The sequence below is a fragment of the Nitrospinota bacterium genome (assembly GCA_035528715.1).
Classification (GTDB): Bacteria; JADFOP01; JADFOP01; order DATKYB01; family DATKYB01; genus DATKYB01.
The window spans coordinates 14,050-37,523 of the sequence record DATKYB010000044.1 but is presented as its reverse complement, the minus strand read 5'-3'; the positions used below and the strand labels follow the sequence as shown (position 1 = coordinate 37,523).

Genomic DNA, 23,474 nt, shown 5'->3' with positions numbered 1-23,474 from the left:
TATATATCAAGCGTACCCCCTCCAAGATCTATCCTTGTAGGAGCTGAGGATTCTATTAACATATGACCCTCTGTGCGAGTCGTCTACTGCCTAACTTGTTCATTTTCCAAAAAGCTCGAACATTATATTAATTTAGGTAATTATAGAAAATGAAAAAAAAATTGCAATTAAAAGTTCTTAACTAATCCCCTTTTATCTCTATAGATTTATTAAGGATTTTAGTTGTATATTTTCTTTAATGGCTTTTTTTAGATTTACAAAAAGTCTTATCTAACCGGGCTCAATAATTACTTCTTGACATAATATTTATATAACCATATTTTATCATTAAAAATAATTTATTTATTCAAACGTTCCAAAACGGAGGGTAAAATGTTTTTAGGCCTTTTGCTTATTTTTTCTGGGATTCTGATCGCTCTCTATCCACCACTTTTATCAATCATTGTTGCCATGATTTTAATTTTTGCTGGCATAATGTTGCTCTATATGCGTTATTATTACAGAAAGTCCTCAAAGGAGTTTGAAAATCCATTTATAGATTTTTTTATACGGTTCTGAAATGAATGGATTGGAGGATACAAAAACAATAATAGATTTGTTTTATTATTAATAAACATAACAAAAGGGGGATTTTAAAAGTGAAGGTTGCTCTAACAATTGCTGGATCAGATTCAGGAGGCGGTGCTGGAATTCAGGCAGACCTAAAGACCTTCTCAGCCTTAGGAGTTTTTGGCACCTCTGCGATTACCTCTTTAACTGCCCAAAATACGATAGGTGTTGAAGGAATATTTGACATATCTCCTGACTTTGTAGGACTCCAGATAGATGCCGTTGCAAAGGATATAGGCGTAGATGCTGCAAAGACAGGGATGCTCTCAAGTTCTGAGATTGTAATCAAGGTAAGTGAAAAAATAAAAGAGCATAAGATAAAAAAATTAGTAGTAGATCCTGTAATGGTAGCGAAGAGCGGTGACCACCTTCTCAGAACAGAGGCAAAGGAGGCCCTTATCACAAAGCTTCTTCCACTCGCATATGTCATTACACCAAATACCGAAGAGGCAAAGGTCTTAACAGGAATCAATATAAAAAGTATTCAAGACATGAAACGGGCTGCTAGAAAGATTGTAGATTGGGGAATAAAAAATGTCGTTATTAAAGGAGGACACTTAACGGGAAATGCCCTCGATCTGTTTTATAATGGTAAAGAGTTTATAGAATATTCTTCAGAGCGCATAAAGACTAAAAATACACATGGAACAGGGTGCACCTTTTCTGCAGCCATCACCGCAGAACTTGCAAAAGGAAACAACCTTAAAGATGCCATAAGAACAGCAAAAGATTATATTACTACTGCTATTCGATACTCGCTGGATATTGGAAAAGGACATGGCCCCACCCACCACTTTTCTAATATATATAGGGAGATCGATAGATATCATCTTGTAGAAGAGTTGGGAAGAGCTCTTGAGAAATTAAAAAAGGAGAAAATAGGAAAATTAATCCCAGAAGTCCAATCAAACTTCGGGCTTGCTCTTCCCTTTGCCAGGGACTATTTCGATATTATTGCCTTTCCAGGAAGAATAATAAGGTTTGGTGATGAAATAAGAACCTTATCATCTCCTCGGTTCGGAGCCTCAAGACATGTGGCTAATATTATTCTTACGGTTTTAAAATACGATCCTGAAAAAAGGGCAGTAATGAACATCTGTTATTCTAAAGAAGCTATCAATACTTGTAAAAGACTGCGGATGAAGATATCGAGCTTCAATAGAAAGGAAGAACCAAAAAGAATCAAGACAAAAGAAGGTTCGTCTTTAGAATGGGGTACAGAAACAGCAATAAAAAGATTTGGGTCAGTTCCAGACATTATCTATGATTTGGGAGGTCATGAAAAAGAGGCAATGATTAGGGTTATAGGAAAGAATGCTAATGATGTAGTGGATAAGATTATTAATATCAAAAAAGGGTTATGAAGAGCTTAACCCCATTAATCCATTTTACCAATCGCTTTTTGAAAAACCTTTCCAAAGTTAAAGAAGCCTGTTCCCACCGACTCTAGCCAAGGGGAGAGATCAATTCTTCTCTTTATAAGATTAAGAAGTATACCTGGTTTAATATTTACATTAATCAAAACAGCGCCGATTAAGCAGTTGTCTTTCAAGACTAACTTATAAAATCTATTTTTACTTGTTTGAACCTTCTTAACTATCTTAATATTTCGACCATTAACAAATACATCACCTATTGATAAGGCCTCATTTCCAAAGAAACTGAATATATTCATTGATATATTGCCACTATATGTTTCATTTCCACCCGCCATGTTCAAACCTGCAATTCTGCCCTGATAAATAGCTGATGGAATAATATGACTTAAGACCTTCTTTTTTGAAAAAAAATCCCTTGCCTCCGTCACATCTCCAGCGGCAAAAATATTATTGTAATTTGTTCGCATCATTCTATCGACTATGATACCTTTATTTACTCTAATATTACTATTTTTTAAAAAATCTACAGCAGGTTTCATTCCCACAGAAATAATAAATAAATCAGTCCTGATTTTATTTCCGTTTTGAAGTTTTAAAATCAGTCGATTTTCTTTTTTCCTTTCCCCTCCAACCAGTTTTGAATTGAGAATAAAATTGACACCATTTTTTCTATAGATATCCCTGATAATTTTCTCAGCCTCGTCATCAAAATAAAAAGAAAGTATGCGCTCCTTTTCTTCGATAACTGTAACCTCAAATCCTTGACTTCTAAGAATATAAGCCAGCTCTATACCGATTAAACCACCACCTGACATCACAACATGACCGTTTACAAGGACCTCATTTTTTAATCTTCTGGCATCTTTTAGGGTCTTTAATACAAAGTAATCACAACGACTTAGTCCGTATAAATTTGGAATTATTGGCTCAGCCCCCGTAGCTATAAGAAGAGAGTCATAGGTAAGGTTCTTACCGCCACTAAGAAAAACCTCTTTATTAAAAGGATTTATTCCTAATGCTCTCTTATTCAAAATAAGTCTTGCCCTATTTTTTTTATAAAACTCTTTATTTCTTATAAAAATCTTATCTTCAGTAATCTTTCCCTCTATCAAATATGGTAGTGACGTTGGAGAGTAAGCCAGAAATGGCTCCTGGGAAATAACAGTAATATTACATTGGGTATCTCTATTCCTAATTCCTTCTATAGCGCTTATACCAGCTATACCGTTTCCTATGACTATATATTTGGTATTTTTTCTCATTAGTCAATGCCTTTAAATATCAATAAATTATATCCAGAAAATGCCATTGTTAAAATAAAGTATCTTGATTTTTTTCTTGATGTAATTATACATAATTTCAAAGAATAACAACTTCGAAACATCATCATTTTGTTATAAAAAATAGTTAATTTTTTTCTTGACTTAAAGTGCATAATTTGATACTAAAAGCTCTTTTAACATAATTTGTATTCAATAATAATATGAGTTGGAAATATTTAGAGAAGAAGATATTAAACCTCCTCCTAAAAGAGGTTTCTGTACAAAATTTTGAGATGCCGTTGAAAATGACTGAAAACACAACATTTAGTATTTTATTATCTACTCTATACAATATATAGTTTTTTTCTTGACAAACATCAAAGATCAATCCTATATTAAAAAAAAGGAAGCTATTTATGGTATTGAAAAACTGCTTAAAATACTTTGCTAAATTATTCTTCAAGAAAAAAATTGATCTGAGTTTCAAAAACCTATCTTGTTTTTTTCTTGTCGGGCTATTAACAACTAATATCTACTTTTATTCTGAAGGAAGCTACTATACTCCTCTCAAGAAAATCTTTCATAAAGATATAGAAATACAAAAAAATGAAGATTTCATCAAAGAGATAATCAATAATTTCATCGTTGACCTTGAAAAGAACCAAGAAAATAAACTTGCAGAGGCTATATATAATGAAAGATCAAAAACAGAGAATATGATAAAAGAAATAATCAATAATTTCAACACTGGCCTCAAAAAAGATCAAGAAAATAAACTTGCGGAAATTATATATAAAGAAAGCATTCGATATGGTCACGATCCTCTTCTTATTGTTGCAATAATCTCAACGGAGAGCTCTTTTAACAACTGGGCCAAATCCAAAAAGGGGGCTAAGGGTCTCATGCAGATTCTTCCAGTAACCGCTCAAGAGATAGCTAAAGAAACAAATATCAACTGGAAAAATGACAATGCTCTCTATAATCCTTTTATTAATATCAGGATGGGATCTTATTATCTATCCAAGCTAAACCTCATTTTTGAAGATATCGATTTAGCATTAGAAGCATATAATAGAGGTCCTTCAAAGATTTCCCACATGATGAAAAAAGGAAAGATATTTCATAAAAGATACTCTAGAAAAGTATTATCATTTTATACTACTCTAAAAGAAGGGGACTACAAAGAGACGTAAAGAAGGTTTTAGCTCGACAATTTTTCCTTTTTCTCTTGTTCTTCTTTACATGATATGCATAAGGTAGCCATAGGCCTCGCTTTCAATCTCTTTTCGTTTATCTCTTCACCACATCGAAGACATATACCAAAAGACCCATCCTCAATCCTCTTCAGAGATTCATTAATCTTCTTGAGAAGTTTTCTTTCTCTATCTCGAAGGCGAAGAAGAAAATTACGATCAGTCTCAATAGAAGATCGATCCACAGTATCAGGCATATCTTCTTTTTGTACATTCAATCCATTATCTAGCGTCTTATTAGCTTCTTGAATCAGAAGATTCTTTTTACTCAAAAGCTTTGTCTTAAAAAAATCAAGTTGTTTCTTTTTCATCCTAACTATTCCTCATGATTAACCCAGATCCAGCATCCCATAAAGAATTGATAAAATAAATTGTTTTTTAAATAATATTTAAAAATTACTCAATTGTCAAGGAAACTATATAGGTAGATTATCAATCAAATAGCAACTAGACGTTCTATTAGAGATAAAACCATCACAAGAAAATAATTTCAATTGAAATAGAAAATGAATGATTTATAATAAAAGTCCTAAAAAATTCTTAATCAAGGAGGATTGCTATGAAACTCGAAGGTAAAAAATTTTTGATTCTTATAGAAGACCTTTATAATGAGTATGAATTCTGGTGTCCCTATTATAGATTTATAGAGGAAGGGGCAGAGGTGAGCGTTGTAGGTTCTGGCAAAAAAGAATATAAAAGTAAACACGGGCTCCCTGTCCATCCTGATATAAATGTAAAAGATGTAGATACTTCAAAGTTTGATGCCCTAATTATTCCTGGAGGATATGCCCCAGACGTTATGAGACGTTCAAAAGATATGGTTAGAGTTGTAAAAGAGATGTTTGAAAAAGGCAAGGTCGTAGCAGCTATTTGTCATGCAGGATGGATGTTGGCCTCGGCTGGTATTTTAAAGGGAAAGAAGGTTACTGGCTTTTTTGCTATCAAGGATGATCTGGTTCATGCTGGAGCAGAATACATAGATGCTGAGGTTGTAGTGGATGGGAATTTGATTACATCCAGAAAACCAGATGATATCCCTGCTTTTCACAGAGCCATAATAGAAGCACTATCTTAATAAAGAAATTATAATAGATAGAAAAATTTCTTGACATAGTCAAAATATTATTATAGAGATATCAGAGTTTTGAAATTCTCCGATCCTTTCTTCCTAAGGATTTTCTGAAAATCTAAGGGGAAGGGACAGTAGGGTATGGAAGGAAACTCCCATGCCTCCCGTGTTTGAAAAGGAGACATATTCTGGTTTAAAAAACCAACATCCAACACGGATGTTGGTTTTTTTTGGAATCAAATAAATCTCTCCTTTTCAGGCACTTTTTTTAGTAAAACGCCTCAAGATTCCATAGAAAAAAGGGGGGATGCAGATGAAGTAAAAAATCGTGAATAACATATTGTCTTTATCGTTGAAACGGATTGTTGAAAAAGGAGGGTGAAAGAATGAAGAATAGAAAATTTCTTGTATTTTTGTTGGTCTTTACTCTTATCTTTGCTTTTTCTTTAAAGGCTTATGCTGATGAAAGATTAAAGATGTCAACAACAACAAGCACGGAAAATTCCGGGCTTTTGAATGTTCTCCTTCCCCCTTTTGAAAAAAGGTTCAATGTCAGAGTAGACGTCATCCCTGTTGGAACAGGAAAGGCCTTAAAACTTGGAAGCAATGGTGATGTTGATATTGTCTTTGTCCATGCCAGAAAGGCTGAAGAGAAATTTGTTGCAGAGGGATATGGTGTTAATAGACGGGATGTGATGTATAATGATTTTATTCTTCTTGGTCCCAAGAATGACCCCTCTGGTGCAAGAGGGGCAAAAAGTGCTGTGGATGCCTTCAAAAAAATATCCAAAGGGAAAATACCCTTCTTCTCCAGAGGGGATAATTCTGGAACCCACAAAAAGGAAAAGGCAATATGGAAAAAAGCTGGAATTAAGCCTGAAGGAAGATGGTATTTTGAAACAGGAAGGGGAATGGGAGATACGATTGTCACTGCTAATGAAAAGCTTGGTTATACAATTGCTGACCGGGGTACCTATCTGGCCTTCAAAAATAAGATTGATATCGTGGTCGTTTACGAAGGGGATAAAATCCTCTATAATCCCTATGGTATCATAGCAGTGAATCCAGCGAAATATCCGCATACAAATTATGTCATGGCCATGGCCTTTATAGGCTGGGTCACATCACCTGAGGGGCAAAAATTGATAAGGGAATATAAAAAGTTCGGCGAGGTTCTCTTTAAAACTTTAGCTATACCTTAAGAGAGATTTACTATGTATATTATCGCAGAGGGGCTGAAAAAGGCCCTTGAACTCATATTTACCTCCGACCCTGAGATACTCGAAATTGTTCTCGTATCTCTCAAGGTCTCTTTGATAGCTACTTTATTAGCTACGCTTATAGGAGTGCCCCTTGGATTTATTATAGCAGTCAATGAGTTTAAGGGAAAAAGGATTGTTACAATCATACTCAATACCCTTATGGCTCTTCCAACAGTGGTTGTAGGACTCACTGTCTATGCCTTTATTTCTAGGCAGGGACCCTTGGGATCATTTGGTCTTTTATTCTCCCCCTCTGCGATTATTATTGGTGATCTCATTCTCGGGACCCCTATTATTGCTGCCTTTACCCTCTCTGCTGTGCGGGGTTTGGACAAAAGAATCCAAATGACAACTGTTACATTAGGGGCAAACAGATTTCAGGCAACTATGACGATTCTTGGGGAATCGAGGTTTGGTATTTTTGCCGCGATCATAGCCGGTTTTGGAAGGGTTATTGCTGAGGTAGGATCCGCAATCATGCTGGGAGGAAATATAAAGGGATATTCAAGAACCATCACAACTGCCATTGCCCTTGAAACGAGCAAGGGAGAATTTGGCTTTGGAATTGCTTTGGGAATCATCCTTCTCTCAGTGGCCTTTTCAATAAATATATTATTCCATCACTTTCAGAGAAAACAGGGATAAAAATGAGTGAACCCTTGTTTGTTATAAGCAATTTGAAAAAATCATTTGGTGAGAGAGAAATCTTTGACATCCCTTATCTAGAACTCTTTCAAGGGAAAATTTATACTGTTGTCGGACCAAATGGTTCAGGAAAGACCACTATTTTAAAGATATTAAATGCCCTAGAAAAACCTACATCTGGAAAGGTCTTTTTCAAGGGTAAAGACATCTACAACTCACCTGATCTCTTAACTATTCAGAGAGAAATGACCATGGTCATGCAGAACCCGTATCTTTTTAACACAACTGTATATAAGAATGTAGCCTATGGCCTCAGGCTGAGAAACCTTGACAAAAAGAGTATTGAAGAGGGTGTGGGAAAAACCCTTGAGCTTGTCGGCTTATCCCATCTCAAAGAAGAAAGGGTAACTCACCTTTCAGGGGGGGAAGCACAGAGGGTTGCCATTGCAAGGGGTTTGGCTATCAAGCCTAAGGTTCTTTTTTTGGACGAACCCGCAGCTAATGTAGACCAGGTTAATATAAAGATAATTGAGGAAATCATCCTTAAAATAAGAGAAGAAAAGGATAGCACGATCATCATAACAACGCACAATCCCACACAGGCATATCTCCTTGCTGACAAGGTTCTTTCTATCATAAACAGAAACCTGTCTGAAACTTACTATGAAAACATCTTTCAAGGAGAAATAAAAAAGGGCAACGGGATAAAGATATTCAGCAAAAACAATATTGAAATTTGCCTTACATCTGACAAGCTTGGAAGGGCCATTATCTCAATTGATCCAAGAGATATTATTTTATCTCATAAGCCCTTTGAGTCCAGTGCACGAAATTCTTTTCGAGGAAAGATAAAAAAGATATCTGAGATAAAAGAACAGATAAAGGTAGTCGTTAATGTTGGATTGGATTTTGCTGCAATAATAACTAAAGAATCCTGCGCTGAGATGAAGCTTATGATCGGATCAGAGGTCTTTCTTACTTTTAAAACTTCATCGGTCCAGGTCTATTAATTGTTTTAAATTTGATAAAATATAAAAACAATTAAGACGCCGCCAAGGGTAAAGAATAAAAGTGACGTCATAATCTTTACCATCCCTACCCTTTTTTCAGCCCATCCAGATAAGTTCTCTGATCTCACACCAAAATAGGCAAGGAGGAAGATAATAATCAAAGGTATAATAAAAAAGAGATTATAGAAAATCAAATACCCAATGGCACTATATTTATACTGAGAAATCTTTGAAACAAAGAGTATTGTTGGTAGATAAACCTGACCCGTGCAGAAAAAGGCTTGAAAGGCTATAAGAAAACCGATAGTAAAGGATGCCATAACAATATGCTTTGTCTTCGTCCTTTCTCTTATGGTTTTATGTATCGTCTGTTTTAGCCTTTCCGGCAATTGAAGCTTTATTTCTCTGGTGCTTCCTTTTTTGTACAGATAATAATCATAAAGGCTCAGAAATCCTAAAACAATAACAAAGGCAGCCATAGCTATTATCAGGATATTTATAATCAAAGGAATAAAGGCGAGGGTTTCAAGAAACTTCAGCAGACCAAGACCAATGAGGAGATATGCCAGAAAATTAGCGAATGAATAGGATACTCCTGCCATGAGAATCTCTCTCGATCTTTTTCCAATAAAAGAGAGGTAAGAAATAAAAAAGGCCAAGATCGCCATTGCACAGGGGTTGAGGCCATCAATAGCTCCAGCCATGGCAATACCATAAAGACCAAATGACTTAAACCTCTCAATGATTCTATCTCTTGCCTCTTTTTTAAGGAGAGGGGATATCTCCCAAGGCTTCTTTGTTCCGCTCTCTAAATATTTCCTTATCTTCTCTTCTATTGTTCTTCTCTTTATACTATCATAGAGAAGAAAATCTTCTCCGATAAATATCCCCGGAGTTATCAATCTTCTGGTTTCTTCAATGCCATAGTATTCTCCGAGGGCCTCGTAGAGAAGTTTAGCATCTTCATCCTCGATGTTAAATTCTCTTACTACAAGATTTGGATATTTTCTCTTTAAATTTTTAAGGTCATAAAATGTCCTGTCACACTTAATACATCCCTTTTTCCAAAAATAAGCTATATAGATGTTATTATCAGATACCTTCTCCGTTAATACCTTTCTTTTTTCTATAGGAACAAAAGAAATCCCTCCTCTGTTTTCATACTCCTTTATTATCCTCTCCAGCTGAGATTTAATCTCCTTTTCCCCGCTGATAAGATAATTGCCAATAACAATAACAGGAATCTCATTGTCCTCATCTTTATATTTCTCTTCAAGGATAAGAAGCTTTTCATAATTTGATGGATCGTTTATCTCAAACCTTTTTATATTCAGGCTATATTCAGATTCCAAGGAAGGAAAAAGCTCTTTCATAATAAGTTGACACTCAGGACACTCTTTGGAATAGAAAAAATACATCTCGATGGTTGGTTTAGATTTTCCAGACAATAATGGGGTTGAAAAAGATATGAGAATAAGGAATGATATAAGAAATAATTGGAAGGCTCTTTTCAATCTAGCTCCTGGGCTCTACAATACTATTAATAATGAGTTGTATTACGGGATTATCCGGATCATTCGAATGAAAATAAATAGATCTCTTTATTTCCCCTTCCAAACCTTTAGAATCAAAGGTGACCTTTAGCTCACCTGTCTCACCAGGCTTGAGCAGATCAGTGGAAAGGAGGGTAGCGGTACAGCCGCAGGAAACTCTTATCTTCCTAACTACTAAATCTTTTGTTCCTATGTTTTTGAAATTAAAAATAGTAGAGGCCTTATTCCCCTCTTTTATCTTCCCAAAATTAAAAGATTTTCTAAAAAAGAGGGCTTTTGGTCCATCTATTTCTTTGGCTGAGATAAGAGAACTCAAAAAAGATAAGAAAAAAAATATAATGATAAAAATGCGAACGCCTTTCCTCATACTTCTCTTCTCCTTTTTTATCTATTATTTTGGTCTTCAATAATATCGAACGAAAGTTCTTTTGTCATTATAAATGATTGTATTCAAAATGCAAATTCATAAGTTTTACAGCTGTCTTTCTTGAAGAATATTGACAACCATTTACCACGGACTATAATAAGAGTAAATGAATTCATCCAAAACATAAAAGGGAGATGTCAAAACTATGGAATGTTCAAAAAAAGATAACCTAGATTTTTGCAATTGTACCTATGAACCCTGCTCAAAAAAGGGAATCTGTTGTGAATGTATCCAATATCACCTAAATATTAATCAACTTCCTGCCTGTTTCTTCAATAAAGAGACAGAAAAAACTTATGACCGCTCTATCTCCCATTTTATAAGGCTTCATAAAGACCTATAGTTAAAGGTTTTTTAACGGAGCAAAGAGGTCGATCCAAAATTTTTAAATCATATCTATGAGAACCTGAAAAAGTGGGGATATCTATTAAAACAGGTATCCCCACTTTAAAATTCTAAAATATAAATAAAATGATATGCTTGGTCTAAGAGAAAGATTGATTAAAAAGAATATATTAATTTCCTTTTAACATGAGCAAGCATTTCATTCATTATAAGCTTTGGGATAAAAATTATTTCTTCCATACAAGAGCATCATACCCTACTCTATCACATTCCCTTCAATAGGATCGATCCTCACACCGATTTTTTTGAGAGACTCTAAAGCCTTTTCTATCTCTTCACTCTCTCCTGTTATTTCTAAGTCAACCCAACCTGTGGTCTCAGCAACATTAGCCCTTCTGATATTAGTAACCACCTTAAACTCATGTCCTATCTCATAAATGATAGGTCTTTTCACTATTTCATTTGGAAATGTTAAATGAACCTTTACACTAGGCATTTCAAAGCTCCCTTTCTTTTTGAAAAGTTTTTATTTTCCGCCTGCTATTGCAGGAATAATAGATATCTCATCCCCATCTTTTATTTGGGTGTTTTCCCCATCTAAAAATCTGATGTCTTCCTCATTGATGTAAATATTAATGAATCTCCTTACTGAACCACTCTCATCAAAGAGTCTTTCCCTAATACCTGAAAATTGCTTTTCCAGATCCTCTAAGACCTCTTTAACATTACTGCCTTCAGCAGTAACCTCACTTTTATTTTGTGTGAGGCTCAGCAACGGACTGGGTATACGAACCTGTACTGACATAAATTATACCTCCTTATTATTAAAAGTTTTCTGAAAAGAGCTAAGACTAGGCTCAATAATAATCGGTTCCCCAATCTTACCTATTACTGCTTCCTGAGTCTTCAGCCCATTCCCTGTAATTGAAACTACTGTTAATTCATCTTTTCCTATCCTTCCCTGTTGAATAAGCTTCTTCGTTACCCCCACAGTTACTCCGCCAGCTGTTTCTGTAAAAACTCCCTCTGTCTTAGCCAGAAGCTTCATTCCTTCGACAATCTCTTCATCAGTTACATCTTCTCCATACCCTCCACTTTCTGATACTGTCTTGATTCCATAATATCCATCAGCAGGATTACCTATGGCTATTGATTTAGCAATCGTATTGGGTTTAACAGGCTTTATAAAATCTCTTCCTTCTTTTATTGCGGTAGTAACGGGAGAACAGCCTGTAGCCTGTGCTGCAAAAATCTTGGTATTTACCTCATCAATTAATCCTATCTTCTGAAATTCGTTAAGCGCCTTCCATACCTTTACAATAAGAGAACTTCCTGCAACTGGAACTATAATATTATCAGGCGCCTTCCAGCCTAGCTGTTCAACAATCTCATAGCCAAAGGTTTTAGAACCATCACCATAATAAGGACGAATATTTATATTTACAAAGGCCCAATGAAAATTAGCAGATATTTCACTACAAAGGCGATTCACATCGTCATAACACCCTTTAACGCCTACGAGATGTGTTCCATAAATCAGAGTTCCTAAAACCTTTCCTGCTTCTAAATCCGAGGGAATGAAGATATAACTCTCTAACCCTGCCTCAGAAGCATGTGCAGCAACAGAATTAGCTAAATTACCCGTTGACGCACATGCAACAACATCAAATCCAAACTCTTTAGCCTTTGTAATCGCAACAGAGACCACTCTATCTTTAAAAGAAAGGGTTGGATGATTTACGCTGTCATTCTTAATATAGAGATTATTTACCCCTAAAGCCTTCCCGAGATTCTTTGCCTTAAAAAAAGGGGTAAACCCAACATGAAGACCAACCGTTGGATCACCATCTATGGGTAAAAACTCTCTATATCTCCACATACTTTTAGGACCCTTTTCAATTGACTCTCTGGATACCGCCTTCTTTATCCCATCATAATCATAAACCACCTCTAAAGGACCAAAACAAAACTCGCAAACATGAATTGGTTCCTTTGGATAATCCCTACCACATTCTTTGCATCTTAAACCTAATACATAACCCATACTTTTCTCCTTTTTTAGATATGCCTTAATTAATTCTTCATAACAAAAAAGCCCCTTCTCAAAATGAGAAGAGGCTTTTTATCGAATCCTTATCTTCTCATCTTTCAAGGTAATAACCTTGTAGGAATTAGCACCGGACATCCTCTTTTTAGAGGATCGGTTGCTGTGGCTTCTTAGGGCCTTTCCCTCAGCCACTCTAGATAAGAGTTTTGTCTATTTAACATACCTCAAAAAAGTTGTCAAGGAAAAAGCTTCCTATGATCAATAAGATTTTTATCGTAAAAAACTTTATCTGATATTTTTTTAATATAAAAAAGTAAAAAATTAAGTGGATATTGCAACGGGGTTACCATTAAGATATAATTAAAAAACTCAAAATGGTAATAAACCCTTAAGATTGTAGAAATTTAAATTTCAAAGGAATCTTAAAAAAATAGCTTGCAGGAAAGAAAATTATGTTTTTGTATTATACGGTTATTTTGATAATTGTTATATTCACGATTGTCTTTGGGACTCTTTCAGTTATATCATCATTATTTGATAAAACTGGAAAGATTCAGCATCTTATATCAACCTACTGGGGAAAGTTTATACTAAAATTTACAGGTATTAAGGTAGAAGTAAAAGGTCTGGAGAATCTGAATTCTCTTGGTACATTTGTATTAATGCCAAATCACCAAAGTCTTTATGATATTCCCATCTTATTATCCTCTATACCTTTTCAATTTAGCTTTTTAGCAAAAGAGTCTCTGTTTAGAATTCCTATACTTGGCTGGCATCTATCCACAGCGAGACATATTCGTATTGATAGAAGCAATACCAGAGATGGGGTGCGAAGCTTATTAGAGGGTGTAAAAAAAATAAAGGAAGGAATATCCCTATTAATATTTCCAGAAGGAACAAGAAGTATTGATAATAGAATTGGTTCTTTTAAAATAGGCGGTTTTGTAATGGCTATTAAGGCAGGCATTCCTATTGTTCCAATAACGATTAATGGAACTGGAAAGATTATCAAAAAAGGGGAAAAAAGATTTAGTCCAGCGAGAGTTACTTTTATCATAGATTCTCCAATAGAAACCAAGAACTATACCTTAGAGGATAAGAATGCCCTCGCAGAAAAGGTAAGACAAAGAATATTAGATAACTGGAATCCTGATCTAAATTCATAAAAGATCTTATCAATCAAGGAGGCGATTTTGAAAGAAAAAGGTAAGGTTCGTCTATTAAAGAGATTTCTCATCATATCTTTAATAATACTCATAATTGCAGGAATTGTATTCTTTCCGAAGCTCATTCCAACCAAATGGATCAATAATTTAGTCGTCAGTGGATTAAATCAAATATTTCCACAACAGTTTAGCCTAGGTAACATTTCTATAACAAGATTGGGACATATAAGAATAGATGATGTCTTGATAAGAGAAACAAAAGAACCTCTTTCAGAAGAAATTGTCAGTATCAAGATGTTTGATATCAATGTAAGATTAATCCCTTTATTCAAAAGGCAACTTTCAGTAGAAGATTTAACCATCATCGAACCAAAGATTAACATCAGAAGAGATACTGAAAAAGAATTTAATTTTCATTCATTGTTTAAAAAACCCTTTATCTTTTTTGTTTCTAAAATCTCTTTAGAAAATGGATCTTTAGAATACAGAGATTTAACCTCTGGAAATAGCTTTGAGCTGAGAAAAATAAATATTCAAGCAAAAAGTGATGATATTAATAGCCCTATCAACTATAAAGTCAAATTTGAAATAATCGATAAAGATAAGCCCGCGAGAATTAAAAGCAAAGGTTCAATATCTCTCTTCAAAAATGGAAAATATGATCCAAAAAATATTGTGGCTAAGTCTAAAATCTCTTTTGAAGGGCTAGATGTTTTTAAAAACTTAGACGAGGATTGGTTAAAAACACCCTTTATACTTAATCTCAAAAATGTCAAAGGAAGTTTAGATATAAATATTGATGGCCAAGAAAATATCAGAAGTTTTGGGAATATCGTTATAAAAAATTTGGATTTTAAGAGACCAGGAGTAAGTGAAGAGGCTAAATCATTAAACGGATTAACACTAGATTATGATTCGTCTTACAATGTTTCATTAGATAAGATCAATCTGAACAGACTTATCGCAAAATCAGGACTTTCAAATTTAAAACTATCTGGGTCTTTGGAGAATATCTCTGTAAGGCCTTTTTTAAATATGAGGCTGGACATTGAATATTTTATTAATGAATTAGAGAAAGGTTCATCGCGATTTAATTACAGTGGTAAGACCTCAACAAATATTAAACTCAATGGAAGTACAGATAATCTTTTGATAGAAGGAACTACCGATCTGTCCGATGTAGAATTCTCATATCTCAATTCTTCTATCAAAGAAAAAGGCGAGATAGTCAATATTAATTGCAGATTAAGAACAAAAGAAAAGGATCTCTTTATAGAAAATATCGCTTTATCTTCTGACTCTCTGAATGCACAGGTTTCAGGGATTATCAAAGATTTTAAAAGAGATCAACAAATTGATATTAAAATGTTACTGGGGGGCGATAGCTCAAAATTTTTCGAGAAAATAAGGGAGAGATTTGATAAAATTAATGTTTCAGGTCCTATAAAAAATAATCTTTCCTTTACTGGCAACATGAAAAACTTAACAATAAAGGGAAGTACAGACCTGAATGAATTCATGGTGTTATATAATGAAAATCTCATAAAGGCTTCTGACGAAAAAGCTGGATTGAGCTATGATATTCAGCTTGTTGATAATATTTTTTCTATAAACAAAATAAACCTCTTATCTTCTCATCATAAAGTAGAACTATTAGGTAAGATAGCCTTTGTTGAGGGACTATCAAGGTTTGATATCAGGTGTAGTTCAACTCTCAATATCTCTGACTTCCAGAAGATACTGCCTCTGCCTAAGGATCTGTTAATAACCGGTGTTAATAAAACAGAAATGCATGTAAAGGGTATAAGAAAAAAATATACCCTTATCGGATCGATGGATCTAACCAATAATGAGATTGCATATAAGGAACGCTTTGTAAAACCGTTAGGTGTTCGTAACCATATATCTTTTAATCTAAGGATTGGAAAGGACATTGGTCTTAATTCTCTAAAGATTGCACTTGACACATCGAGTCTTCGCATAAAAGGTTCGACATCAAAAGATTTTCAATATCTTGACTTAAATGTCGCAGGCAAATGTAAAGATTTGAAGCCATTGGATAGGTTCTACAGTGGTTTTAAAGAGACCTCATTTGAAGGGGAAATAAGGTTTTTTAGCGATATTCAAGGAAAAGCTAAAATGCCTAAATTAAAAGGGAGTATTACATTTGATAATGCAGTCTTAAAGTCTCAGGGGAAACATGAATTAAATATAGCGGTTGATGGAACAATAGGTTTTACCCCAGATGTCATCATAACTCAAAATTTGCGTCTTTTGCTAAACGAGAGTGAACTTAACTTCTCAACTCAGATTAATGATTACTCACTAAAGCCCAAGGTAAGATTTGAATTAGAGGGAGGCAACATAAAATTAAACGATCTGAGTCCTTTTATGCTTGTAAAAGAAATGTGGTTGCCTATCTCAAAATCCCAAGTTGAAGATTCCAATCAGAATTCTGATTTTCTATTAAATACGGATGTCTATGGAAAACTAAGTATCAAGAATCTTCATGCGAATAGATATGAACTCAACAACCTAATGGGAAAGATGAATCTAAAAAATGGGGTTTTTAACTTTGAGGAGCTGAGGTTTGGGATGAACAATGGTTCTGTCCTTATTTTTTCATTCATAGACTTTAATAAAGAGAAGCCTGAGTTTAAACTAAAACTGGATATTGAAGACGTTCAGGCAAATGAAAATCTAAAACCGATTATCGACTATTTCTTGCCCCCTCTTCATATATTAAATAAGGTAGATTTTAAAGCTAATTTTAAAGGGCATGGCGATAATAAAGAGGAGATCATAAAATCACTTTATGGCAATGCCAAAATGTTAGTAGATGAGGGATACATAAGGGGAGAGTCTGCACCGGCTTATGTAACGGTTGTCTTTCCCTTTCTCCAAACAACAAGCTATGATTTTAAGACGGGAGAGATAGTAGCAAAAATCAAAGATGGAAAGAGCAATCTAGATATGAAGTTCAAAGGTGGCAGATTTGATTTCTATATCATCGGTTCAGAGGATAATCTTAAAAATGAAATAGATTTTACTTTTGGTGTGGATTTGGCCTCTGGTCCCCTCGGTATTATCAAGAAAACAATCCCTAGTGCGATAACGAAATACGTCAAGGTTGATATTGCACGTATAAAAGGTAAAACAGGCAATCCTAAGGTCTATTTTTTCAGGCCAAAAATCTTTTAATAATATTCTTAAAGCCCTTTATTATTAAAAGAGCGAAATAGTAAAAAGGGCCATTTACCCCGATTGATATGGTCGTCTATATTTTTTATCAACATTCACTTGACAAATACTTTATGTTTACTTTACGCTGAATAAGACAGTAAAAAATTTTTAAAGACCAAATAATAATGTTACATTTCTTCAATATAATAATAAGAATTTCAATAACTTCTTTCATATTTATAGGGCTTTTTGCTCCGTTCTCCCTTTATGCTCAAAAAGAAATAGACAAGCGAATAGAAATGCTCATTCAAACAGGTATTGATAAGGTCAATAAGGAGAAAACAGACGAAGCACTAAAGGCTTTTCGAAATATTATAGATTCAGAAAAAGAAAGCCCCATAGGCTATTTTTATACGGCTGCCCTTTATCAAGTATTAATGCAGAATTACAGAACAATGGTCTTTAATGATAAATTTGATTATTATATAAATGAGGCCATTGAAAAGGGAGAGAAACTGGTTAAGAACGATAAAGATAATGACCTGGCCTATTTTTATCTTGGTGGGTCCTATGGATATAGGGCTATCAATAAGACTGAGAAGGGTAACTGGTTTGGGGCATTCGTAGATGCTGTAAAGGGTGCTGATTATCTCGAAAAGGCATTGGATATAAATCCAAAGCTTTATGATGCCTATTATGGATTAGGGGTTTATAAATACTGGAGGAGTGTGAAATCCCGGGTTCTCTGGTTTCTGCCCTTTTTTGGGGATGAGCGTCAAAAGGGGATTGATGAGATGCAGAGAGCAATAGCCCAAGGGAGTTACTCCAGGATTGAGGCAAAGGGAGCACTGGTTACCATTCTTCTTAATGAAGGGCTATATGATAGTGCCCTGCATTTCACTAATGAGATATTAAGTGAGTATCCTGAAAATATCAATGCCATAAGAGACAAGGGGATTATCCTTGTTGAGTTAAAGAGGTGGGATGAGGCGACTTTGATTTTTAATAAATTGGCAGAACGTTTAAAGGAAAGTAGATGGAAAGGACCAGAAGCAAAAATGGAAATTGAGTACTATCTGACTCTCATTTATCAAAAGCTGGGTAAGATGAATGAGTATAAAAGGGGATGTGAGAACTTAATCCAATTAACGAAGAAATTAGAAAGAAAGAATCTGAGTGAAACCATAAATGAATTGATAATAAAGGTTAATATTCTATGTAAAATTCCTAAGCCTGAAAAGGAACAAGAAGCATAGTTCATATTAAGCCCATTTTACTTTTTTCCCTAAAAAACTTTTTACCTGAACCCACCCATTCTCTAAACCGAATTTTTCCATAAGAGAAAGAGCCTGTTCATATTCCTGTTTATTCGTTTTTTTTCTTAACTCATCTATTTTCAAAGCTTTATGTGCTGGAAAATATTGACTCATAAGACTTATGTATGTACTTGGTGAAATCTCTTCAGAGATAAATCTTAAAATCTTCTCGGTTCCAGCAATATTCTTGGGAAGAATAAGATGCCTTATTAAAAGTCCCCTCTCAGCTATACCATCTTCATTAATAACCAGTCTTCCAACCTGTCTGTACATCTCAAGTATAGCCCTTTTATTCGTCTCGGGATAATTTGAAGCTAAAGAATATTTCATAGCATGTTTTTCATCAGAATACTTCATATCAGGGAGGTAAATATCCACTATGCCTCCCCAAAGCTTTAGGACGTCGATTGATTCGTATCCTCCGGAATTAAATACAATAGGTATATCCAATCCACTTTCCATTGCCTTGAGAATAGATTCTAGAATCATCGGCGTCTGGTGTGCTGGGGTTACCAGATTTATATTATGTGCCCCTTTATGGAAAAGCCAGACCATAATTTCTGCAAGTTGTGAGGAATGAATGATGTTTCCATGCCTCAATTGACTAATGGGATAATTTTGACAGAATACACAACTCATTGTGCAGGAGGTAAAGAAGATTGTCCCTGAACCCTTCTTGCCAGAGATTGGCGGTTCTTCGCCATAATGGATATTATGGCTGGATATCATAAGTTCCCTACCCAATTTGCAAAATCCCTTCTCATCCTCTAACCGATTAACCCCACATTTTCGGGGACAGAGAGAACACTCTTTCATCATGAAATAAGCCTCTTCGATACGGGATTTAATTAGGGCAATCTTTTTTTCTTTTGACAATGAATTCTCCTTGTAACTTTCAGCCAGCCTTTTAGCAGCATCAAACCTATCTATAAAAAACTCCATATTTTTTCTTAGTGTTTTGAAATCTTTACCATACACTGTTTATAATTACAATGTATTATGATTCCCTATATCTTTCAATAAAATTTAAAATGAGAGGGATAAGAGGGAGGCTAAATAAGCCAGAATATCTTCTAAACAAATGCGTAACGAATAACAAAGAGGATTGCGAAGAGATGGATAAGCCAGTGTACCTCTCTTCTTCTGCCAGAGACGAGTTTGAGAAGCGAATAGGATATAAAACCAAAGGCAATTCCCTCTGTTATACTAAAGGTAAGAGGCATAATAATTAGTGTTAAGAATGCTGGTATCGCCTCTGTGTAATCTTTCCAGGGTATCTCTGATGTTCTTCTTAACATGATACTTCCTATTATTACTAGAACAGGAGCAGTAACAGGATAGAGTATATTTCCTTCTGATACCTGAAAACCCCCTCCTATCATCTTAGCTAGGGGATAAAAGAAGATAGATATAAGAAATAAAAGAGCAGTGATGATATTCGCCAGGCCTGACCTGCCTCCCTCAGAAATGCCAGCAAGGCTCTCAATATAGCTGGTAATTGTCGTGGTTCCCAGAAGGGCTCCTTGAACGGTTCCTATAGCATCCGCCAAAAAGGCACCTTTTGCCCTTGGGAGTTTTCCATTTCTTATAAAGCCGGCTTCCTGACCCACGCCAATTAAGGTACCAACCGTATCAAAGAGGTCTAAAAAGAAAAAGATAAATACAACAGTAATGATTCCTAAATCAAAAGCACCCATTATATCAAGTTTAAATAATGTGGGGAGAAGTGAGGGAGGCTTACTTATAATACCATGATATTTTACCATACCAAAAGGGAGGCCCGCTAGAGCAGTGGCTAATATCCCCCAAAGAATAGCCCCTTTAACCCTAAGGGATAATAAAATGGCTATGAGGGCGATGCCAAAGAGGGATAGGATTACAGGAGGACTCTTGAGGTTTCCCAGAGTGACTAAGGTCCCTGGACTGTCAACAACAAGTCCAGACCATTCCAGCCCAACCACAGCGATAAGGAGACCAATTCCCACTGCAATAGCGTTTTTTAATGTCTCTGGAACAGCTAAGATTATTTTATCTATAAAACCAAGGACAGAAATGAGCACAAAGAGGGAGCCGGAAATAAATATTGCCCCAAGAGCACTTTCCCAAGGTATCTTCATCGCAAGTACCACAGTAAAAACAAAGAAAAAGTTGTGTCCCATGGCTGGTGCAAGAGCAATAGGATAATTTGCCAGAAAGGCCATAAGAAAGGTGGCAACCGCGCTTGAGAGACATGTTGCAACCATTACCGCCCCAAAATCCATACCTGCAACAGAAAGAACCGCAGGCTGAACAAAGATAATATAGGACATGGTCATAAAGGTTGTTACACCAGCGCGTACCTCTGTTTTTATATCTGTGTTGAGCTCACTAATTTTAAAAACTCTGTTTAAAAAAGACTCCATTTTTTCTCCTTAGATCTCAATGATTAATATCAAAAATCTAAAGAATTCTTATGCAAAGTCGGTAAAAAAACAATCATATTGTAACAGAAATACAAAGGATTAAAACAAAAAAACGCAAAAAAATATTGACTAAAGCTGTAAAAACAAATTGACTCTATTTTATCCGATTGATAAAATCCAAATAAATGAGATCCAATTTCCTATTCTAGTACTACTAAAAATCCAGATAAGTTTTTGGTTTGGATTCCCTCTCATAAAATTTTGAATCGTTACCTTAAAAGTTGTATTTCATTCTTATCTTTACTCTGAATAACAGACAAAAGATGATTATGGACGAATATAAATTTCATCATGAAAAAGGTTGTGATGTTAAAAAAGCTTCTCTGTTACATGATAGTTTAGTTGTAGGAAAAAATGGAAATCTAGTAAAGATTCAAGATTTAGTGGTGGGTGATGCAATCCAATCATTGGACATTAACAACAATAGGATTATCAATACAAAAATAACTAAAATCGTTAAAAATAATCCTAGAACATACTATTACTCCATAAATCAAAGACTATTTATTACGAATGACCACCACATACTTGTACTGAAAGAAAATCAATCAAAATGGATTAAAGTAGAGAATTTAAAGACAGGAGATACCATAAAATCATTGAAAGATCATATCAAAATTATGACTTTAGAAAGAATAGAAAAACCCGCTTCTACGGTATATATGGAAACAGAATCTGGAAATTTCGTTATCAAAGCTGGTGATAACTATTATGTTGCGAAATCACAATATATGCCCCTCTTCTAAGATTTTAAAACCAAGCAAAAATTGAAATTTAAAAAAATAAAAATAACTATTTCAATCACTTAGCATACTGAAGCGTTATAATGTAACAAAATATACAATTTGAAAGGATTGAAATAAGGAGGAATCTTTTTATAAATATTATAGTTAGATCTTGAGCCACATTCTTTTTTCCTGGAGCACATTCAAATAAGAGAATGTGGCTCAAAACGATAAAGAAAGGAGGGTACATTTACTTTTATACGCAATATTCATTCCAATTGAAGAGCAGCATAATAAATAAATATAATAGACCTTTTAGTTTTAAAGGGATAGGAGATTTATCGCTACTTTTATCAGTTTATCATAGGTTTTAAAATATGTCAAAAATCTAACATTTATCCAAGATTAGTGTCAAAATTCTGACTAAAATTGACACTGTCTGAAGATTGCTGGTTTTAATAGTCAAAAGTTCCAACTTCTTCTTTCCAAGATTCTGGAGGAACCAAATCCCTTATACCGAGAAAGAAAATATAAGATGGATGTCAATAGAAAAATTATGGAAAAACAACGCCTTTTCTATTGACAATGAGGAGTTGGAGTTCTAATATTCCATCTTTAAATGATGAATTGAAAAGGGTGATAATGGTAACTCGAAAAATATTTTCCGTTATACTTGCCCTGCTTCTGAGCATCAGTTTTTTCTCAAATAGTATGGCAACCCAAGACGGTTGCATAGGAGACTGCTGCAAGGATTCTTATATGCTAGGCCTTCAAGAAGATGCAGAGGCAAAATTAATTTCTTCAATCCACCGGTCCTGTTCTGGGACTCATGGAAACCCCTGTGACATGGAAAATTGCAGAACGCTTGATATACCCGACTCTTCTACCCTGCTTGTCAGGATGGAACCCCGAAATCCTAACTCCATAATTATCATTGTAAATGATACCATCTCAAATACCCATCTACTCAAAGGCTCGGAAGGATATCTTCATATTAGAGTAAAAAACCGATCTCGACCAATTTACCTCCAAAACCTCTCTCTTCTCTATTAATTCTTTTAATAAATTTCTAAAAAAACTTTAGCCACACGAGGTATTCTTTTGATTTAGCTAGAATTCTTTTAACTAGGGGTTATTGTTAGTCTGAATCCTAAATTCTTAATGATAAATCCAAACAATTAAATGAGGAATATTTTATGTCCAAGAATAAAAAGAAAAAAAACCTTGATAAGAACGCAGCCAAAAAGGCTGCGGTACTCAGAAACGACAAAAAAAGCAGGTCTTCCCTCTTTGTTACAATAATCTGTGCAGTCTTGCTGGTTGGCACTCTCTTCTTTGTTATCATGGGCAAAGCTAAAGATAAATACGCCGTGACAGAAAAATTTTCGACAGCGAGTAGTGTTTCCGAGCTTATATACCCTGTAAGTTTTTTCGATGATGGTAAAGCAAGGCATTTCGAATACAAGCATGGCAACATCACGATCAAGTATTTTATTCTGAAAAGTTCTGACAATATCATTCGTGCAGCTTTTGACGCCTGCGATGTTTGCTGGCCTGAAGGCAAAGGATACTACCAGAGCGGAGATTACATGGTATGCAGGAACTGTGGCCGCAGATTCGCTTCAGTTCTTGTTAACGTTGTCCAAGGGGGATGTAACCCTGCTCCGTTGAAGAGAAAAGTTGATAACGGTAACGTGGTCATTCAGGTTAAAGACATCATCGATGGAAAACAGTATTTTGATTTTTCGGGAAGGGCATAAA

At 34.9% G+C, this 23,474-nt stretch carries 23 protein-coding genes and 2 riboswitches; of the genes, 14 read left to right on the top strand and 9 right to left on the bottom strand.

Annotation, left to right across the window (positions count from 1 at the left end; genetic code table 11):
• Positions 1-372 precede the first annotated feature (372 nt).
• Together VMW81_03320 and VMW81_03315 are read left to right on the top strand one after the other, a co-directional pair.
• On the top strand, positions 373-558 hold the full coding sequence (locus tag VMW81_03320) for a hypothetical protein (protein HUU49975.1): 186 nt from the start codon (positions 373-375) through the stop codon (positions 556-558).
• An 80-nt stretch (positions 559-638) separates the two neighbouring features.
• A complete protein-coding gene (locus VMW81_03315) occupies positions 639-1,973 on the top strand; it encodes a bifunctional hydroxymethylpyrimidine kinase/phosphomethylpyrimidine kinase (GenBank protein HUU49974.1) in 1,335 nt (444 codons plus the stop codon).
• 14 nt (positions 1,974-1,987) lie between these two features.
• Here the strand turns inward: VMW81_03315 and VMW81_03310 are convergent, their stop codons facing one another.
• Entirely contained in the window at positions 1,988-3,250 is a 1,263-nt protein-coding gene (locus tag VMW81_03310) for an FAD-dependent oxidoreductase (GenBank protein HUU49973.1), read from the bottom strand.
• 416 nt (positions 3,251-3,666) lie between these two features.
• Between VMW81_03310 and VMW81_03305 the strand changes: the two genes are divergently transcribed.
• Positions 3,667-4,443 carry a lytic transglycosylase domain-containing protein gene (locus tag VMW81_03305; protein HUU49972.1) on the top strand — a complete coding sequence of 259 codons (777 nt, stop codon included), beginning with the start codon at positions 3,667-3,669 and terminating at the stop codon, positions 4,441-4,443.
• Between the two features lie 8 nt (positions 4,444-4,451).
• Here VMW81_03305 and dksA read toward each other — a convergent pair whose 3' ends face one another.
• Positions 4,452-4,814, bottom strand: coding sequence for an RNA polymerase-binding protein DksA (gene dksA, locus VMW81_03300; GenBank protein HUU49971.1), 363 nt, complete (start codon positions 4,812-4,814; stop codon positions 4,452-4,454).
• A 248-nt stretch (positions 4,815-5,062) separates the two neighbouring features.
• Here dksA and VMW81_03295 point away from each other — a divergent pair, with 248 nt between their 5' ends.
• From VMW81_03295 to VMW81_03280, 4 genes are all read left to right on the top strand, one after another.
• A complete protein-coding gene (locus VMW81_03295) occupies positions 5,063-5,578 on the top strand; it encodes a type 1 glutamine amidotransferase domain-containing protein (GenBank protein HUU49970.1) in 516 nt (171 codons plus the stop codon).
• A gap of 65 nt (positions 5,579-5,643) precedes the next feature.
• Positions 5,644-5,769, top strand: a riboswitch (molybdenum cofactor riboswitch).
• Between the two features lie 189 nt (positions 5,770-5,958).
• Positions 5,959-6,774 carry a substrate-binding domain-containing protein gene (locus tag VMW81_03290; protein ID HUU49969.1) on the top strand — a complete coding sequence of 272 codons (816 nt, stop codon included), beginning with the start codon at positions 5,959-5,961 and terminating at the stop codon, positions 6,772-6,774.
• Positions 6,775-6,786: 12 nt separating this feature from the next.
• Positions 6,787-7,479 (top strand): ABC transporter permease, encoded by a 693-nt coding sequence (locus tag VMW81_03285; GenBank protein HUU49968.1) that lies wholly within the window; start codon positions 6,787-6,789, stop codon positions 7,477-7,479.
• Positions 7,480-7,481: 2 nt separating this feature from the next.
• Positions 7,482-8,489 carry an ATP-binding cassette domain-containing protein gene (locus tag VMW81_03280; protein HUU49967.1) on the top strand — a complete coding sequence of 336 codons (1,008 nt, stop codon included), beginning with the start codon at positions 7,482-7,484 and terminating at the stop codon, positions 8,487-8,489.
• Positions 8,490-8,494: 5 nt separating this feature from the next.
• On the opposite strand, the gene VMW81_03275 is transcribed toward VMW81_03280, so the two are convergent.
• Together VMW81_03275 and VMW81_03270 are read right to left on the bottom strand one after the other, a co-directional pair.
• Complete coding sequence (locus tag VMW81_03275; GenBank protein HUU49966.1) at positions 8,495-10,003, bottom strand: hypothetical protein; 1,509 nt, start codon at positions 10,001-10,003, stop codon at positions 8,495-8,497.
• 1 nt (position 10,004) lies between these two features.
• Positions 10,005-10,409 (bottom strand): DUF1573 domain-containing protein, encoded by a 405-nt coding sequence (locus VMW81_03270; protein HUU49965.1) that lies wholly within the window; start codon positions 10,407-10,409, stop codon positions 10,005-10,007.
• 205 nt (positions 10,410-10,614) lie between these two features.
• Between VMW81_03270 and VMW81_03265 the strand changes: the two genes are divergently transcribed.
• Positions 10,615-10,812, top strand: a complete 198-nt coding sequence (locus VMW81_03265) for a DUF6485 family protein (GenBank protein ID HUU49964.1) — start codon at positions 10,615-10,617, stop codon at positions 10,810-10,812.
• A 258-nt stretch (positions 10,813-11,070) separates the two neighbouring features.
• On the opposite strand, the gene VMW81_03260 is transcribed toward VMW81_03265, so the two are convergent.
• From VMW81_03260 to thrC, 3 genes are read right to left on the bottom strand one after another with little or no spacing between them, the layout of a single operon-like run.
• Positions 11,071-11,310: an NIL domain-containing protein gene (locus VMW81_03260; protein HUU49963.1), complete on the bottom strand. Its 240-nt coding sequence runs from the start codon at positions 11,308-11,310 to the stop codon at positions 11,071-11,073.
• Positions 11,311-11,340: 30 nt separating this feature from the next.
• The gene (locus VMW81_03255; GenBank protein HUU49962.1) at positions 11,341-11,619 is read right to left on the bottom strand and encodes a MoaD/ThiS family protein; all 279 of its coding nucleotides are present in this window, start codon (positions 11,617-11,619) and stop codon (positions 11,341-11,343) included.
• Positions 11,620-11,622: 3 nt separating this feature from the next.
• The gene (thrC, locus tag VMW81_03250) at positions 11,623-12,858 is read right to left on the bottom strand and encodes a threonine synthase (GenBank protein HUU49961.1); all 1,236 of its coding nucleotides are present in this window, start codon (positions 12,856-12,858) and stop codon (positions 11,623-11,625) included.
• A 94-nt stretch (positions 12,859-12,952) separates the two neighbouring features.
• A riboswitch (SAM riboswitch) is annotated at positions 12,953-13,065 on the bottom strand.
• Positions 13,066-13,313: 248 nt separating this feature from the next.
• On the opposite strand from thrC, the gene VMW81_03245 reads away from it, so the two are divergent.
• The 3 genes from VMW81_03245 (at position 13,314) to VMW81_03235 (ending at position 18,466) form a co-directional block, all read left to right on the top strand.
• Positions 13,314-14,027 (top strand): lysophospholipid acyltransferase family protein, encoded by a 714-nt coding sequence (locus VMW81_03245; protein HUU49960.1) that lies wholly within the window; start codon positions 13,314-13,316, stop codon positions 14,025-14,027.
• 27 nt (positions 14,028-14,054) lie between these two features.
• Entirely contained in the window at positions 14,055-17,228 is a 3,174-nt protein-coding gene (locus tag VMW81_03240) for an AsmA family protein (protein ID HUU49959.1), read from the top strand.
• Positions 17,229-17,395: 167 nt separating this feature from the next.
• The gene (locus VMW81_03235) at positions 17,396-18,466 is read left to right on the top strand and encodes a hypothetical protein (GenBank protein HUU49958.1); all 1,071 of its coding nucleotides are present in this window, start codon (positions 17,396-17,398) and stop codon (positions 18,464-18,466) included.
• A 6-nt stretch (positions 18,467-18,472) separates the two neighbouring features.
• On the opposite strand, the gene VMW81_03230 is transcribed toward VMW81_03235, so the two are convergent.
• Together VMW81_03230 and VMW81_03225 are read right to left on the bottom strand one after the other, a co-directional pair.
• A complete protein-coding gene (locus tag VMW81_03230; protein ID HUU49957.1) occupies positions 18,473-19,468 on the bottom strand; it encodes a radical SAM protein in 996 nt (331 codons plus the stop codon).
• Positions 19,469-19,599: 131 nt separating this feature from the next.
• Positions 19,600-20,928: an NCS2 family permease gene (locus tag VMW81_03225; GenBank protein HUU49956.1), complete on the bottom strand. Its 1,329-nt coding sequence runs from the start codon at positions 20,926-20,928 to the stop codon at positions 19,600-19,602.
• Between the two features lie 281 nt (positions 20,929-21,209).
• Between VMW81_03225 and VMW81_03220 the strand changes: the two genes are divergently transcribed.
• From VMW81_03220 to VMW81_03210, 3 genes are all read left to right on the top strand, one after another.
• Positions 21,210-21,734, top strand: coding sequence for a Hint domain-containing protein (locus VMW81_03220; GenBank protein ID HUU49955.1), 525 nt, complete (start codon positions 21,210-21,212; stop codon positions 21,732-21,734).
• 621 nt (positions 21,735-22,355) lie between these two features.
• A complete protein-coding gene (locus VMW81_03215) occupies positions 22,356-22,766 on the top strand; it encodes a hypothetical protein (protein HUU49954.1) in 411 nt (136 codons plus the stop codon).
• Positions 22,767-22,909: 143 nt separating this feature from the next.
• Entirely contained in the window at positions 22,910-23,473 is a 564-nt protein-coding gene (locus VMW81_03210; protein HUU49953.1) for a DUF2318 domain-containing protein, read from the top strand.
• Position 23,474: the final 1 nt, after the last annotated feature.